The following is a 14,792-nucleotide window of genomic DNA, read 5'->3' as shown; positions in this document are numbered from 1 at the left end:
CCCCCACCAACATCAAGACCCTCCGAGAGGTACGACGGAACGTGCTCACCGGCACCCCTCGGCCATCGGGTGAACCCGGAACAGCCGCCGGGCGGGCCGGCCGTGACCGCCCATCCTAGAGATCCCGGTCATCACCTGCCGGAGACGGCCACCGGCACGGAAGATGATCACGCCACGTCACGGCCCGGCCTGAAGATCGGCGCGACGGCCGGCGGACGTGGGGTCTCCAGCAGCTCCACCTCGAAGCCGGCCAGCTCGAACATCTCGATCGCCCGCAGCTCGCCCGGTGTCAGGTCGGCGATCCCGTCGGGGGTGTCCATCAGAACGCTGACCAGGCACCCGTTGCAATCGACGCTCCGCTCGGCGCAGCGCCCACAATCGATGATCATTACCCCTCCTCATCGGGAGGTCGGCCCCGTCCCGGACAAGCGACGGACCGGCCACCATCGGTGACAGTCACGCTAAGCGAGGGGTATGACAGTTTTACGAGCGCGACAGCCGGCGCAGCAGAGAATCCGCGCCCATCGGGTAGGCGCCGTGCCGGCGGACACCGTCCGCCACCTCCCGATCGGAGGAGACCACGACCACCGGGCGGCCCGGCGGCTCGGCCCGGACCAGCTGCCGGATCAGCTCGTCGGCGGTGGTGCCCTTCTTGGAGAAGAGCACCCGGACCCCGCGCGGCGCCGGCGGCAGCCCGTGCACCCGCTCGGCCCCGTCGAAGACCACGGTGACCTCGTCGCCGGTCTGCGCGGCGATCCCGCCGAGGCCGGTGATCAGGCGTTTGCGCTGCTGCTCGAGGGACATGTCGGCGAAGCCGCGCTTGGTGACGTTGTAACCGTCGACGACCAGGTGCGCCCGGGGCAGGGCGAGCAGCTGGTCGAGGCGGCCGGGGTCGTCGGTGTCCTGGGCGCGGGCCCGGGACCGCTCGGGCGCGCCGGGACGGTCGGCGGCGGTGTCGGCGACGAAATCGGCGGGCAGCTTGTCGGCCGGGCCGATGGCGAGCTCCCGGCGCAGCCCGGACGCGGCCTGGCCGATCGTCTCGAGGAGCAGCCACAGCCGGGCGTCGTCGACGGCACGGGCGTCCTTGGCCGCCTGTTTCCCGGTGGCGGCGGCCGCCTCGGCGTCGGAGAGGCGCGAGCGCAGACGGCGGACCTCCGCCTCGTGGTCGAGGGTGGCCCGCGCGGCACGGCCCTTCTCGGTCGCCAGCAGGTCGGTGGCGCGTTTCTGCGCGGCCTGCGCCTCACGCAGGGCCTTCGCCGTGGTCCGCGCCTCCTCGCGCAGCTGGCCGAGCTCCTCACGGACGCGGGCCAGCTCGTCGCGGAGCTTCTCGGCCTCGACCCGGGCGACGGCCCGGTCGTGCTCGGCGCGGGCGGCCCGCTGCTCGGCCGCCCGGACCTGGGCGGTCACGGCGGCGCTGTCGGCCTCGGCGCGGACCGCGTCACCGGCGGCGTCGATCAGCTCGCGCCAGCCGTCCGGCCGGGCCAGGTAGGCCAGCGCGGCCACCTCGACCGGATCGGCGGCGGCGGGGGCGACTCCGCTGGTCACGGCGGCGCCGAGGTCACCCGCGTCGGCCATGATCCGGGTGCCGATGCGCTGCCGGAACAGCGGGTCGGCGACGAGTTGGGCGGCGATGTCACGACCGCCGAGACGGGCCCGGCGGTTGGGGGCGAAACGGGCGACCCGGCGCAGCGGCACCGGCATCTCGTCGGCCGGGAGCCCGGGCAGGGCCGCGGCGGCGAGCACGGTGATCCGCTGGCGGACCGCCTCCGGCAGCACCGGCTCGGGGCTGAGGTCGAAGCCCGGTGACGACAGGCCGTCGAGATCCAGTGAAGGCGAGAAGTCCGCACCCTCCGGCACCGCCTCCTCCTCGGGGCGGTCATCAGGGTTCAACAGCGCGGACATCTCCCCATTCTCACACCGGCGACGACCGATTCGCCCAGCGGAGCAAGTGATCTTTTCCCGCCCCGGCCCCGGTTGATGTCATACCCCCTCTCTATCGTTGCCGCCCGTGACGCATCGGGCCTATGTGCAGGGCACTCTGGACTCGCTGCTGTCCGCCGACGGCTCGGTGGACCCGGCGGCGCTGTCCCTGGCTGACACCACGTTCGTGGTGCTCGACCTGGAGACCACCGGCGGCGCTCCGGACGGCGGTGGGATCACCGAGATCGGGGCGGTCAAGGTGCGGTCCGGCGAGCGGCTGGGCGAGTTCGCGACGCTGGTCAACCCGGGTGAGCCGCTGCCGCCGTTCATCACCGTCCTGACCGGCATCACCGAGGCGATGCTGCGGCCGGCCCCACCGATCGAGACGGTGCTGCCGGCCCTGCTGGAGTTCCTGCGCGGCGCGGTCCTGGTGGCGCACAACGCGCCCTACGACGTCGGTTTCCTGAAGGCGGCGTGCGCCCGGCACGGCTACCCGTGGCCCCATCCACGGGTGCTCGACACGGCGGCGCTGGCCCGGCGGGCGCTGACCCGCGACGAGGTGCCCAACCGCAAGCTGGGCACGCTGGCGCACTTCTTCCGGTCGCCGGTGCAGCCCAACCACCGGGCGCTCGACGACGCGAAGGCGACCGTCGACGTGCTGCACGGGCTGATCGAGCGGCTGGGCAGCTTCAAGGTGCACACGCTGGGCGACGCGATCGAGTTCGCGAAGGCGGTCACCCCGGCGCAGCGGCGGCAGCGGCACCTGGCCGACGGGCTGCCACACGTGCCGGGGGTCTACATCTTCCGGGCCGCCGACGAGCGGCCGCTCTACGTGGGCACGTCGAAGGACGTGGCGACCCGGGTGCGCAGCTACTTCACTGCCGGGGAGAAACGGGCCCGGATCTCCGAGATGCTCACCGCGGCGGTGCGGGTGGAGGCGGTGGAGTGCGCGCACTCGCTGGAGGCGGAGGTGCGTGAGCTCCGGCTGATCGCGGCGCACGCTCCGCCGTACAATCGGCGCTCGAAGTTTCCCGAGAGGGTCGTCTGGCTGAAGCTGACCGCCGAGGCCTTCCCGCGCCTGTCCGTCGTCCGGCGTCTCGCCGAGGACGGCGCGACCTATCTGGGTCCGTTCTCGTCGCGGCGGACGGCCGAGCTGGCCGCCGCCGGCGTCTACGACGCCGTGCCGTTGCGACAGTGCAGCCACAAGCTCTCGCTGCGCTCGAAGACGCCGGCGTGCGCGCTGGCCGAGCTGGGGCGGTGCCCGGCGCCGTGCGAGCACGAGATCACCCCGGAGGAGTACGACGTACGCGCCGCCCTGCCCTTCCGGACGGCCACGACCGGCGACCCCGGCCCGGTGATCGCCGCGATCCTGGCCCGCATCGACGCCCTCGCCGACAAGCAGCGCTACGAGGAGGCCGCGGTCGTCCGGTCCCGTCTGATCGCCCTGCTGCGTGCTCTGATCCGGATGCAGCGGCTGGACGCGGTGACCCGGCTGCCGGAGCTGGTGGCCGCCCGCCGGGACGACAAGGGTGGCTGGGAGATCGTGGTGGTCCGGCACGGCCGGCTGGCCGCCGCGGCGACGTCGCCACCGCGGGCGCATCCCCGTCCGACGCTGGACGCGGCGAGGCTGACGGCCGAGACGGTGCTGCCGGGCGCGGGCCCGGTTCCGGCCGCGACGGCGGAGGAGACGGAGCGGATCCTCGCGTGGCTGGAGAGGCCCGACACCCGCCTGGTGGAAACCGCGGGCGACTGGGTGTCACCGGTTCGTGGCGCGGCGCGATTCTCCGCCCTCCTCACCAGGGCGGAAGGGGCGGCATCCGGTCAAGACTCGTCCGTTCGCCTATCGGTAACTGACCGTTTGGATGACGCTCGCTCGCTTAGGCTGTAAGGCACGCGCAACTGTCGCAATGATTCGTCACATTTGCGGGCCTGAAGCTTGGCGACCGGCCCCTTCCGATGATTCGCTTGCGAAGAGAAGCGCGAGGCGACTCCACGTACCGATCGGGCGTGGACGATCGGTGAGGGGGTGTCCGGGTGGACGTCGACGCCGGCCACGGCGCCGCATTCGGTCGTGCTCTGCCGACCAGCTCTTCCGAGACGTCCTTCGCCCGGCGCCTACGCTCGCTGCTGACCTTCCAGAACAACGACGACGATCCCGTCGCCGAGCTGGCTCGCACGCACCGCAGCATCCACGCCTCGGCCGACGTCGCGATCCTGCGCCGCAGCTATCAGATCGCCGAGAGCATGCACCGCGGTCAGATGCGCAAGAGCGGCGACCCCTACATCACCCACCCGCTCGCGGTCGCGCAGATCTGCGCCGAGCTCGGGATGGACACCACCACCCTGGTCGCCGCCCTGCTGCACGACACGGTCGAGGACACCAGCTACACCCTCGAGGCACTGCAGGGCGACTTCGGCAACGAGGTGGCCCACCTGGTCGACGGGGTGACCAAGTTCGACAAGGCGTATTACGGCAAGGCCGCCGAGGGCGAGACGATCCGCAAGATGATCGTCGCCGCCGGCAAGGACGTCCGGGTCCTGATCATCAAGCTGGCCGACCGGCTGCACAACATGCGCACCCTGGGCGCCCGGTCCAACGCCAGCCGCGCCCGGATCGCGACGGCCACCCTCGACGTGCTGGTCCCGCTCTGCGACCGGCTCGGCATCCAGGCCCTCAAGCGCAACCTCGACGACGTGGTGCTCTACCACCTGGAGCCCGACTCGTTCGCCCGCATCGACGAGCACGTGAAGAACCGGCCCGGCTGGGACGAGTATCTCGCCGACGTGTCGCACAAGGCCCGGACCGCGCTGCGCCGGCAGAAGGTGACGGCCGAGGTGCACCCCCGGCCCCGGCACTACTACTCGATCTGGAAGGACACGGTCGCCGGCAATCACCCGGTGCCGCTCGACCTGCCCCGGATCGCGGTCGTGGTGGACGGGCCGGACACCGACTGCTACGCGGCTCTCGGCGCGATCCACGGCCGATGGCGCCCGGTGGCCGGCCGTTTCAAGGACTTCATCGCCTCCCCGAAGAACAATCTCTACCGCTCCCTGCACACCACCGTGGTGGGCCCGGAGGGCAAGCTGGTCGAGGTGCTGATCCGGACAGAGACGATGCACCGCTACTCGGAGTACGGCGTCGCCACGAGCTACCGATATCCGAAGGTGTCCGACGAACCACCCGGCGCGGACCAGCTGACCTGGCTGAAACGGGTGCTCGACTGGCAGGGCGACACGACCGACGCGGCACAGTTCCTCGACTCGCTGCGCTGTGACCTCGCCGAGGGGCAGATCACCGTCTTCGCCCACGGCAACGCCTACGAGCTGCCCAGTCAGTCCACGCCGGTCGACCTGGCGTACGAGTTGGGCCCACGCCACGGTGACCAGTGTCTAGCCGCGACGATCAACGGGCGCCTCGCTCCGCTCTCCTCCCCTCTCCGCGACGGTGACGTCGTGGAGATTTTTTCAGAGACCGACGGCCAGACCGACGTCGAGCCGAACGCGCCACGCGGCCCCCGCAAGGAGTGGCTGGGCTTCGTCAAGTCGAGCCAGGCGCAGATGCAGATCAACCGGTATTTCGACGAGAAGAACGAGCCGGGCATCAGCATCGCCGACAAGGTGCGCCTGGGCCGCGCCACGATCGGGCTGACGCTGCGCAAGCACGACCGCGGCCTGGCCAGCGAGGTGCCGCTGCGCCGGCTCGCCGAGGAGCTGGGCTACCCCGACCTCGAGACTCTGCTGGTCGCCGTCTGCGAGCGCAGCCTCGAGCCGGACGCGGTGGTCGAGCAGCTCATCGCCCTGGTCGACCACCCCGACTGAGCCACACGCCGTCCCCCGTTAGCCTTACCGCGTGAACATTCACCGGCAGATCCGCGGGCTCGCCTATCAGGCCTTCTACGGTCTGCCCCTACCGATGCGCCGCCACATCGCCCGTCTGGTCTCCCCGAAATACCTGGTCGGAGCGGTGGCGATCATCCGGGACACGGAGGCGGCGGAGCCCGGGCGCATCCTTCTGCTGCGCCAGCCGCCGGGCCGCGGCTGGGGCCTTCCGGCCGGCATCCTCAAGCGCGCCGAGCTGCCCGCGGTGGGCGCGGCGCGGGAGCTCTTCGAGGAATCGGGGGTACGGGTGGAGCCCGGCGACCTGACTCCCGGCAATCCGAACGCGATCGTCCACCCGAACGGCGGCGTGGTCGACACCGTCTGGTTCGGGGCCGTCCCGGCGTCGAGCACGACACTGGCGGTGGACGGCGGTGAGGTCCTGGAGGCCCGCTGGTTCCCGATCGACGCCCTGCCGGACCTGACATGGCCGACGGCGCGACTGCTCGGCATCTACGGTCTCGGCCCCCGCGCGGGCGAGTTGCCGCCGTCGATCCCGGCCGGCCGCTACCACGTCCCCTTCCCAGCCTCGGATCTTCCGACGGCGGGTGACGGCCAGTGAGCGCAGTCGCCGGGGTGGTGCTGGCCGCCGGTGAGGGACAGCGCCTGCGCCCGCTCACCGCGACCGTGCCGAAGGCTCTGTGCCCGGTCGGCAATCTCCCGTTGCTCGACCACGCGCTGCGCCGCCTCGCCGGACTGGGCCTGTCCGGCCCGGCCGCCGTCGCCGTGAACGCGGCGTATCTGGCCGAGCAGGTGGTCGCCCACGTCGGCGACCGCGCGCATCTGTCGGTGGAGCCGGACGGCCCGATCGGCACGTCCGGGGGTGTCGCCCGGCTGCGCCCGTGGATCGACGGCCGCGGCGTGCTGGCCGGCAACGCCGACGCCTACCTGCACGACCCGTTCCGCGACCCGGGCGCGGACATCGCCGCCCTGCTGGACGGCTGGTCCGGCGAGACGGTGCGGATGCTGACGAAACCGTGCTTCCCCGGCGACACCGGCGGGTTCAGCGGCCGACGGTTCGCCGGGTTCTCGCTGATGCCGTGGCGTTACGTGCGCGACCTCGCGGAGGTGGACAGCAACCTCGTCCGTACCGTCTGGCGTCCCGCCGAAGCCGCCGGCGAGCTGGAGCTCATCGCCTACGAGGGTCACTACCTCGACACCGGCACGCCCGCCGACTACCTGGCCGCCAATCTGCACGCCTCGGCGGGTGGCGTTCTCGCCGACCCGTCCGCCCGGGTCTCCGGGAAGGCGGTCGAGTCGGTGCTGGGCGCCGGCACCGTCGTCGAGGGCGCCGTGACGCGCTGTGTCGTCTGGGCGGGTGCCCACGTCACCGCGGACGAGTCGCTCACCGACGCGATCCGCACCGCTTCCGGCCTGACGGTCGAAACCACCTGAGGGGTACGCCACCACCGGCGGGAAGATCGGGACGGGCGCATGCGGGAGCGGCACGGGACGGCATAGCATGGGCGCGACCCACATTCGTCCTCATAGGCGAGGAGCCCGCCGGTGAACACCGCGATCGTCCACATCGACTGCGCGACCGACTCCATCCCCGAGGTGGCCGAGGCCCTGGCCGCGCTGGACGGCGTCAGCGAGGTCTACTCGGTCGCCGGTGGGGTGGACCTGATCGCGATCGTCCGGGTCCCGCGCTTCGACGACATCGCCGAGGTGATCGCCGGGCGCATCTCGAAGACTCCCGGTGTGGTCAACAGTGAGACGTTCGTGGCGTTCCGCGCCTACTCCAAGCACGACCTGGAGGACGCGTTCGCCATCGGCCTGCCGGACGCCGACTGACACGAGGACCGAGCCCCGCCTCCCGAAACACCGCTCCGACGACTCCCGCCTTCTGGGCGGGTGCGCCGAGATCCACAACCTCTTCGTGGACCTGCCGGGCCACCCCTGGAGCGCCTCATCATGACGGGCTGCGACCGATCGTCAACGGCCCGGTACGACGTGACCCTGCTGACCTCCGACGGCGACCGCATCGAGCTCACCGGCCGCGTCGAACAGCAGCGGCATCTGCGCCCCCGATACCGAACCGCCCGATGCCGAACCGCCTGACGTGACCGTGACCGTGACCCTGGCCTGAGAACCAGAAGGGCCCGCCGGATCGAATCCGACGGGCCCCGAAGTACAAGACCGGATCAACGCCCGGACTTGATCTCCTCACGCTTGGCACTACCACCGACAGCCGGCGAAACCGGGATCTCGGCGGGCTTCTCCACCGGGTAGAAGAACCCCTTGATGGCCGGAGCGAGCGCACCGAGACGGTTCATCTTCTTCGGCACGACCCAGCCGGCGTACTCCAGCGGGATCGGGTGGCCGTGGTCGTCGACCGGGCCGAGAGGCTGGTGGACCTCGATGAACTTGCCGTTCGGCAGACGCTTGATGATGCCGGTCTCCACGCCGTGCGCCAGCACCTGACGGTCGTGCTGCTGCAGACCGAGGCAGATGCGGACGGCGATGTAGTAGGCCAGCGGCGGCAGCAGGACGAGACCGATACGGCCGGCCCACGTCATCGCGTTGAGGCTGATGTGGAACTTGTCGGCGATGACGTCGTTGCCGCCGGAGATGGTGGCGACGATGAAGAACGTCAGCGCCATCATGCCGATGCCGACGCGCTCCGGGTTGTCACGCGGCCGCTCCAGCAGGTGGTGGCTGCGCTTGTCCTTGAGCTTGCGCGCCTCCAGCCACGGGTAGGCCATGGGGAGCGTGAACAGTGCCCCGAGGCCGACCACGGCGGGCCAGAACATCGGCGGGAGGCTGTAGTTGCCGATGTAGATCTGCCAGTTCGGCATGAGACGGACCAGGCCGTCCATGAACATGACGTAGAAGTCGGGCTGGGAGGCGGAGGAGACCTCGGCCGCGCGGTACGGCCCGAAGAGCCAGATCGGGTTGATCTGGAACAGGCCGGCCATCAGGGCGATGACGCCGAAGACGGCCATGAAGAAGCCGCCCTGCTTCATCGCGTAGCGCGGGAACATCCGCTCGCCCACGACGTTCTCGTTGGTCCGCAGCGGGCCGGGCCACTGCGTGTGCTTCTGCTTGAACACGATGCCCAGGTGGGCGGCGATCAGGCCGAGCAGGATGCCCGGGATGAGCAGCACGTGCGCGATGTAGAAGCGGCCGATGATCAGCTCGCCGGGGAACTCGCCGCCGAAGATGGCGGCGGAGAGCCAGGTGCCGATGACCGGGAGAGTCAGCATGATCGCCGAGGCGATGCGGAGACCGGTGCCGGAGAGGCCGTCGTCGGGGAGCGAGTAGCCGGTGAAGCCGGCGAAGAACCCGAGCAGGAACAGCAGGACGCCGATCACCCAGTTGATCTCGCGCGGCTTACGGAACGCGCCGGTGAAGAAGACGCGCGCCATGTGCACGATGATCGACGCCATGAACAGCAGGGCCGCCCAGTGGTGCATCTGCCGCATGAAGAGGCCACCGCGGACCTCGAACGACAGGTTCAGCGAGGACTCGTACGCCGCGGACATCATCGTGCCCTTGAGCGCGAGGTACGAGCCGTCGTACGGGACCTCCTTCATCGACGGGTCGAAGAAGAGGGTGAGGAACACGCCGCTGAGCAGCAGCACGATGAATGAGAAGAGGGCGATCTCGCCGAGCAGGAACGACCAGTGGTCGGGGAAGACCTTGTTCAGTAGGCCGCGCAGCGGAGTGGCAGCCTGGAACCGGTCGTCCACCCCCTTGGCGAAAGTCTTAGGGGCCTCTGCGAGGTCGATCTTTCGGCGCTTCACGGCCGCTCCCAGAAGTCAGGTCCGACGACGTCCTTGTAGTCTTCCGCCGCCACGAAGAAACCTTCCTCGTCCACTGTAAGCGGGAGCATCGGCAGGCGACGAGTCGCGGGACCGAAAACCGGCTGCGCATTGTTCGTGATGAGGAACTGCGACTGGTGGCAAGGGCAGAGGAGACGGTTGGTCTGCTGCTCGTAGAGGCTGGCGGGGCAGCCCGCGTGCGTGCAGATCTTGGAGTACGCGACGTAGTTGCCCCACATCGAACCCACGTTGCGGCCGTTCTTGTCGGCCTCGGCGTTCTTGCGGGTCTCCGCCGCGTCGTCCGCCCGCAGGTGGATGAGCAGCGTCGGCGAGTCGGCGTAGTGGTTGGTGGCGCCGTGCGGGATGCCCGGGTAGACGGTCATCTGGCCGCCGGCACTCACGTCCTCGGGGCGGATCGGGGTGCCGTCCTCACGGGTGAGGCGGACCAGCTTGTCACCGTTGTTCGAGGGGTGGAACCCGGTGGTGTACATCATCGGGTGCGGGCCCTTGTGCGGGTCCTGGATCAGGCCACCGACCAGCGGAGCGGCGGCGGCCAGGCCGAGCGGCGCGGCGCCGATGGCGATCGCGCCCTTCAGCAGCGGCCGGCGCGCGACACCCAGCTCGTCCGCCACATACATCATGGTCTGCCCGGTGATCAGGCGCTCCTCGTCGGAGGACGGGTCGCCGTGCCGCTGCTGGATGGACAGCTCGTGCGGCAGCAGCTTCTTGGCCCAGGCGAGGATCGCGAACCCGAGCGCCAGCAGACCCAGGCCGAGCGTGATGCCCAGGATCGGGGTGTAGTAGTCGCTCATCGTGTGGCCGAGCTTGAACTCCCACGGCCACACGATGTAGAAGACCAGGAACGCCGCGGTGAACAGGCCGGAGAGCAGGAGCAGGAAGGCGATGTTGCGGACGACCCGCCGCTCCGCCTTCGAGTTCTGCCCGTGGAAGTGCGACTCGTACGTGACGATCTCGATGTCGTCGCGCCGGAGGCCTTCCTTGACGATGTCGAACCGCGTCAGGTGCGGATCGTTGACGTCGACCGGCGTGCCGGTCTCGCCGTGATGAACCGCCGTCATGACTTCCCCGCAATCCAGAGCGACGTGAAGACCAGGAGCGTGATGCCGACCAGGAAGATCGCCATGCCCTCGGTCGACGGACCGTACCGGCCGAGGTTGAACAGGCCGCCCGGGTCCTTGTCCTCCTGCAGCTGGACCGAGATGTAGGTGATGATCTGCTTCTTCTGCTCCGGCGTGAGCTGGTTGTCGCCGAAGACCGGCATGTTCTGCGGGCCGGTGAGCATGGCCGCGTAGAGGTGCTCGGCCGAGGCCTCGCCCAGGCTCGGGGCGAACTTGCCCGAGGAGAGCGCGCCGCCGCCGCCGCCGAAGCCGTGGCAGGAGGTGCAGTTGACGCGGAACAGCTCACCACCGCGGGCCAGCGCGTCCGGGTCGGACTCGATGTTCGCCGTCAGGGGGCCGTCGGGGACCTCCGGGCCACCGCCGAGCTCCTGGATGTACTGCCCGAGCTGCTCGGTCTGCGCGTCGTCGAACTGGCGCGGCTTCTCCTCGGCCTGAGCCTCCTGGCGGGTCATCGGCATACGGCCGGTCCCCACCTGGAACTCCACCGAGGCCGAGCCGACGCCGATCAGGCTCGGCCCACGCTCGGTGACACCCTGGCCGTCACGGCCGTGGCAGCTGATGCAGCTGGTGTCGTAGAGCGCCTTGCCCTCTCGTGCGACAGCGGAGAGCTGAACGTTGTCCTCGGCGAACGCGCCCGGTGTGAATGCGGTGTAGACGCCGCCGGCCAGCACCAGCGCGGCGAGCATGCGCGCCGCCGCGCCGAGCCGCCGGCGTGCCCGGCTGGGCACGCCGCGCCGCCGGGAGAACACCCGGGCGCGCCTGCGGGCGGGGGTGTCAGAAGTCATGGGCTATGTCCCTTGGGGTTCGATCCTGGAGCTCAGCGGATTACGGCGCGTCACTGAAGCCAATAGATCATGGCGAACAGGGCGATCCAGACGACGTCCACGAAGTGCCAGTAGTACGACACGACGATCGCGGACGTGGCCTGGGCCGGCGTGAACCTGCCCATCGTGGTCCGGATCATGTAGACGATGAAGGCGATCAGGCCGCCGGTCACGTGCAGACCGTGGAACCCGGTCGTCAGGTAGAACATGGAGCCGTACCCGTCGGCGTTGATCTTGACGCCGTGGCCGACCAGGGTCACGTACTCGTTCACCTGCCCGAGCACGAAGATCAGGCCCATCACGAAGGTGATCGTGAACCAGCGCCGCAGCGCGAACACGTCACCCTTCTCCGCCGCGAAGACGCCCAGCTGGCAGGTCACCGACGAGAGCACCAAGATCACCGTGAACGTCGTCGCGTACGGGATGTTGAGGGACTCGGTGTGGTGCTCCCACATGCTGTAGTCCGCAGCACGGATGGAGAAGTACATCGCGAACAAGGCCGCGAAGAACATGAGCTCGCTGGAGAGCCACACGATGGTCCCGACGCTGACCATGTTGGGTCGGGTCAGCGAGTGGATCCGGCTCTTGTCGATGGCTGCCGCTGTCACGGCCTCATTATTCATCCGAGACAGGCTCAAGGTCCCCCGGGGTCCCCAATCCGGCCTTCCGGGCCGCCCGGAGGAATCTGTGACCAGCGGGTAGACCTAACCTCAAGTGGTGCAGCTTCACGTTTTGCCCTCACTCGCGGCCGATGCCGGGGATACTGGACTCCCGCCGTTCACACCGGCGGCGTTCTTCACCGAGATCAACCTGATCAGCCCGATCGCGGTCGGCCTCCTGGTGTCGGCGGCGCTCTACCTGTACGGCGTGTGGCGTCTGCGGCAGCGCGGCGACCACTGGCCGCCCGGGCGCACGGTGGCCTTCATCGCCGGCGGCCTCGGGTCGATCGCCCTGGTCACGGTGACCGGCATCGAGGCGTACGACACCACGCTGATCTCCGTCCACATGGTGCAGCACATGGTGTTGTCCATGGTGGGGCCGATCTTCCTGGCCCTCGGCGCGCCGACCACCCTGGCCCTGCGGGTCCTGCACGGGAAGCCACGCAAGACCCTGCTCGCCGTCCTGCACAGCCGCTACGTGCGGGTGCTGACCTTCCCGCTGGTGGCGTTCGGGCTGTTCATCGCCAACCCGTTCGTCCTGTACTTCACCGGCGCGTACCGGCAGACCCTCGAGCACGTGTGGGTGCACGAGCTCGTCCACCTGCACTTCATCGTGACCGGCTGCCTGTTCTTCTGGCCGCTGCTCGGGCTGGACCCGTTGCCGAACCGGTGGCCGTACCCGGGCCGGGCTCTGCTCATGGTCTTGAGTGTCCCGTTCCACACGGTGCTCGGGCTGACGATCATGCAGAGCAACGAGCTGCTCGGCGGCGACTGGTACCCGAAACTGGGCCTGAGCTGGTTGGATCCGAAGGCTGACCAGGTCACGGCGGGCGGCATCCTGTGGGCCGGCGGCGAGATCGTCAGCGTCACGATGCTGGGGATCCTGGTGGTCCAGTGGGTCCGCCAGTCGGAGCGTGAAGCCCGGCGGATCGACCGAGCCCTGGACCGGGCCGAGGCAGAGGACGATGCGGTACGCCCGGCGCCCGACGCCGGATAACAAGTTCGGTACGATCCCTGGGACCAAAGACGTGAGGTGGGGCACAAGATGAGCCAGTACACCGTTCTGCTCTACAGCGACGACGCCGCCGTGCGGGACCGGATCCGGCTCGCCATCGGCCCCCGGCCCGCCGCTGATCTCCAGGTCGAGTTCGCCGACGCCTCCACCTGGGAGGACTGTCGCCGTCTGCTCGACGAGTACGAGATCGATCTGATGATGCTCGACGGCGAGGCGACCCCGGCCGGCGGCATCGGCATCGCGCGCCAGACCAAGGACGAGTATCTGAACCCCCCGCCCACGTGCGTCGTGATCGCCCGTGCCGCGGACCGCTGGCTGGCCGCCTACGCGCAGGCCGACGCCACCATCGTGGCCCCGCTGGACCCGGTCACCACCGGGCAGACGGTGGCCGGGCTGCTCCGTGCGCGCCGTGACGGCGCCGTCCCGCTGGGCACCCTGGGCACCATCCCCCGCTGACGTACCTTCCACAGACAGACCCGATGGAGGCAGCGCCATGGGCGCACGCACCTGGCCCAATCTGACGAGCGCACTGCTGCGTGGCGAGGAGCTCGCCACGACGGACACCGCGTGGGCCATGGGCGAGATCATGGCCGGCAACGCGACTCCGGTGCAGATAGCCGGGTTCGCGGTGGCGCTGCGCGCCAAGGGTGAGACGCCGTCCGAGATCGCCGGCCTGGTGGAGGCGATGTTCGCCGCCGCCACGATGGTCGAGCTGCCGGAGGAGACCCGGACCAGCGCGGTCGACGTGGTCGGCACCGGTGGTGACCGGGCCAACACGGTGAACATCTCCACCCTGGCCGCGATCGTGACGGCCTCGGCCGGGGTCCCGGTGGTGAAGCACGGCAACCGGTCGGCCTCGTCGACGACCGGCTCGGCCGACCTGCTGGAGCATTTCGGCCTGCCCCTCGATCTGGGCCCGGCCGGGGTCGCCCGGTCGGTCGCCGAGGCGGGCATCGGCTTCTGCTTCGCGGCCCGCTACCACCCCGGCATGCGGCACGCCTCGGTGACGCGGCGCGAGCTGGGTGTGCCCACGTTCTTCAACATGCTGGGCCCGCTGACCAACCCGGCCCGCCCGACCTCGGCGATGGTGGGCTGCTTCGACCCGCGGATGGCACCGGTGATGGCCGAGGTGTTCGCCCGGCGCGGCGACTCGGCGCTCGTGGTGCGGGGCGAGGACGGCCTGGACGAGTTCACCACCTCGGCGCCGACCCGGATCTGGATGGCCCGGGACGGCAAGGTGGAGGAGCTGGTGGTCGACGCGGTGGAGCTGGGCCTGGCCCGGAGTCGGCCGGCCGATCTGCGGGGCGGTGAGGTGGCGTTCAACGCCGACGTGGCCCGGCGGCTGTTCGCGGGCGAGAAGGGCCCGGTGCGTGACGCCGTGCTGCTCAACGCGTCGGCGGCGTTCGCGGCACAGAGCGGCTTCCCGGGCGACTTCCGCGAGACGCTGCGGGCCGGCATGCGGCGCGCCGCCGAAGCGATCGACTCGGGCGCCACGACCGCTCAGCTGGAGCGCTGGGTGGCTGCGGCGCAGGCCGCCAAGGCCGCCGAGTGATCGGGAAATTTCTTCAACACGCCGTCGGTAATACACGAGATCG

Annotated in this window: 14 protein-coding genes; 8 read left to right on the top strand and 6 right to left on the bottom strand. The window is 70.1% G+C overall.

Features of this window, described 5'->3' with window-relative positions:
* Positions 1-167 precede the first annotated feature (167 nt).
* Positions 168-389 (bottom strand): hypothetical protein, encoded by a 222-nt coding sequence (locus ACQPZW_RS07755; protein WP_433794147.1) that lies wholly within the window; start codon positions 387-389, stop codon positions 168-170.
* Positions 390-483: 94 nt separating this feature from the next.
* Positions 484-1,902, bottom strand: coding sequence for an NYN domain-containing protein (locus ACQPZW_RS07750; protein ID WP_433794146.1), 1,419 nt, complete (start codon positions 1,900-1,902; stop codon positions 484-486).
* A 106-nt stretch (positions 1,903-2,008) separates the two neighbouring features.
* Here ACQPZW_RS07750 and ACQPZW_RS07745 point away from each other — a divergent pair, with 106 nt between their 5' ends.
* The 5 genes from ACQPZW_RS07745 to ACQPZW_RS07725 all read left to right on the top strand — a co-directional run bounded on the left by ACQPZW_RS07745 (position 2,009) and on the right by ACQPZW_RS07725 (position 7,590).
* Entirely contained in the window at positions 2,009-3,808 is a 1,800-nt protein-coding gene (locus ACQPZW_RS07745; RefSeq protein ID WP_433794145.1) for a DEDD exonuclease domain-containing protein, read from the top strand.
* Positions 3,809-3,954: 146 nt separating this feature from the next.
* Entirely contained in the window at positions 3,955-5,739 is a 1,785-nt protein-coding gene (locus ACQPZW_RS07740) for a RelA/SpoT family protein (protein WP_433794144.1), read from the top strand.
* Between the two features lie 31 nt (positions 5,740-5,770).
* Positions 5,771-6,358 carry an NUDIX domain-containing protein gene (locus ACQPZW_RS07735; protein ID WP_433794143.1) on the top strand — a complete coding sequence of 196 codons (588 nt, stop codon included), beginning with the start codon at positions 5,771-5,773 and terminating at the stop codon, positions 6,356-6,358.
* Positions 6,355-7,191 carry a sugar phosphate nucleotidyltransferase gene (locus tag ACQPZW_RS07730; RefSeq protein WP_433794142.1) on the top strand — a complete coding sequence of 279 codons (837 nt, stop codon included), beginning with the start codon at positions 6,355-6,357 and terminating at the stop codon, positions 7,189-7,191. The genes ACQPZW_RS07735 and ACQPZW_RS07730 overlap by 4 nt, the downstream gene beginning before the upstream one ends.
* A 111-nt stretch (positions 7,192-7,302) precedes the next feature.
* The gene (locus ACQPZW_RS07725) at positions 7,303-7,590 is read left to right on the top strand and encodes an Lrp/AsnC family transcriptional regulator (RefSeq protein WP_433794141.1); all 288 of its coding nucleotides are present in this window, start codon (positions 7,303-7,305) and stop codon (positions 7,588-7,590) included.
* Between the two features lie 350 nt (positions 7,591-7,940).
* On the opposite strand, the gene qcrB is transcribed toward ACQPZW_RS07725, so the two are convergent.
* Genes qcrB through ctaE form a run of 4 tightly spaced genes read right to left on the bottom strand, consistent with a single transcriptional unit; the run spans position 7,941 to position 12,131 of the window.
* Positions 7,941-9,542: a cytochrome bc1 complex cytochrome b subunit gene (qcrB, locus tag ACQPZW_RS07720; protein WP_433794140.1), complete on the bottom strand. Its 1,602-nt coding sequence runs from the start codon at positions 9,540-9,542 to the stop codon at positions 7,941-7,943.
* Positions 9,539-10,639 carry a cytochrome bc1 complex Rieske iron-sulfur subunit gene (qcrA, locus tag ACQPZW_RS07715; protein ID WP_433794139.1) on the bottom strand — a complete coding sequence of 367 codons (1,101 nt, stop codon included), beginning with the start codon at positions 10,637-10,639 and terminating at the stop codon, positions 9,539-9,541. The genes qcrB and qcrA overlap by 4 nt, the downstream gene beginning before the upstream one ends.
* The gene (gene qcrC, locus ACQPZW_RS07710) at positions 10,636-11,484 is read right to left on the bottom strand and encodes a cytochrome bc1 complex diheme cytochrome c subunit (RefSeq protein ID WP_433794138.1); all 849 of its coding nucleotides are present in this window, start codon (positions 11,482-11,484) and stop codon (positions 10,636-10,638) included. The genes qcrA and qcrC overlap by 4 nt, the downstream gene beginning before the upstream one ends.
* A gap of 50 nt (positions 11,485-11,534) precedes the next feature.
* The gene (gene ctaE / locus ACQPZW_RS07705; RefSeq protein ID WP_433794137.1) at positions 11,535-12,131 is read right to left on the bottom strand and encodes an aa3-type cytochrome oxidase subunit III; all 597 of its coding nucleotides are present in this window, start codon (positions 12,129-12,131) and stop codon (positions 11,535-11,537) included.
* 109 nt (positions 12,132-12,240) lie between these two features.
* Between ctaE and ACQPZW_RS07700 the strand changes: the two genes are divergently transcribed.
* From ACQPZW_RS07700 to trpD, 3 genes are read left to right on the top strand one after another with little or no spacing between them, the layout of a single operon-like run.
* Positions 12,241-13,179 carry a cytochrome c oxidase assembly protein gene (locus ACQPZW_RS07700; protein WP_433794136.1) on the top strand — a complete coding sequence of 313 codons (939 nt, stop codon included), beginning with the start codon at positions 12,241-12,243 and terminating at the stop codon, positions 13,177-13,179.
* Between the two features lie 48 nt (positions 13,180-13,227).
* Entirely contained in the window at positions 13,228-13,653 is a 426-nt protein-coding gene (locus tag ACQPZW_RS07695; RefSeq protein ID WP_433794135.1) for a hypothetical protein, read from the top strand.
* 37 nt (positions 13,654-13,690) lie between these two features.
* The gene (gene trpD, locus ACQPZW_RS07690) at positions 13,691-14,749 is read left to right on the top strand and encodes an anthranilate phosphoribosyltransferase (protein WP_433794134.1); all 1,059 of its coding nucleotides are present in this window, start codon (positions 13,691-13,693) and stop codon (positions 14,747-14,749) included.
* Positions 14,750-14,792 lie beyond the last annotated feature (43 nt).

The sequence above is a fragment of the Actinoplanes sp. CA-252034 genome (assembly GCF_050956125.1).
Taxonomy (GTDB): domain Bacteria; phylum Actinomycetota; class Actinomycetes; order Mycobacteriales; family Micromonosporaceae; genus Actinoplanes.
The sequence above is the reverse complement of the archived record's forward strand: the minus strand, read 5'-3'. Positions and strand labels throughout refer to the sequence as shown.

What these genes read in the sequence shown, in the direction of transcription:
- ACQPZW_RS07755 (WP_433794147.1), bottom strand. Translation starts at nt 389, where the DNA reads ATGATCATCGATTGTGGGCGCTGCGCCGAGCGGAGCGTCGATTGCAAC.
- ACQPZW_RS07750 (WP_433794146.1), bottom strand. Translation starts at nt 1,902, where the DNA reads ATGTCCGCGCTGTTGAACCCTGATGACCGCCCCGAGGAGGAGGCGGTG.
- qcrA (WP_433794139.1), bottom strand. Translation starts at nt 10,639, where the DNA reads ATGACGGCGGTTCATCACGGCGAGACCGGCACGCCGGTCGACGTCAAC.
- qcrC (WP_433794138.1), bottom strand. Translation starts at nt 11,484, where the DNA reads ATGACTTCTGACACCCCCGCCCGCAGGCGCGCCCGGGTGTTCTCCCGG.
- ACQPZW_RS07695 (WP_433794135.1), top strand. Translation starts at nt 13,228, where the DNA reads ATGAGCCAGTACACCGTTCTGCTCTACAGCGACGACGCCGCCGTGCGG.
- trpD (WP_433794134.1), top strand. Translation starts at nt 13,691, where the DNA reads ATGGGCGCACGCACCTGGCCCAATCTGACGAGCGCACTGCTGCGTGGC.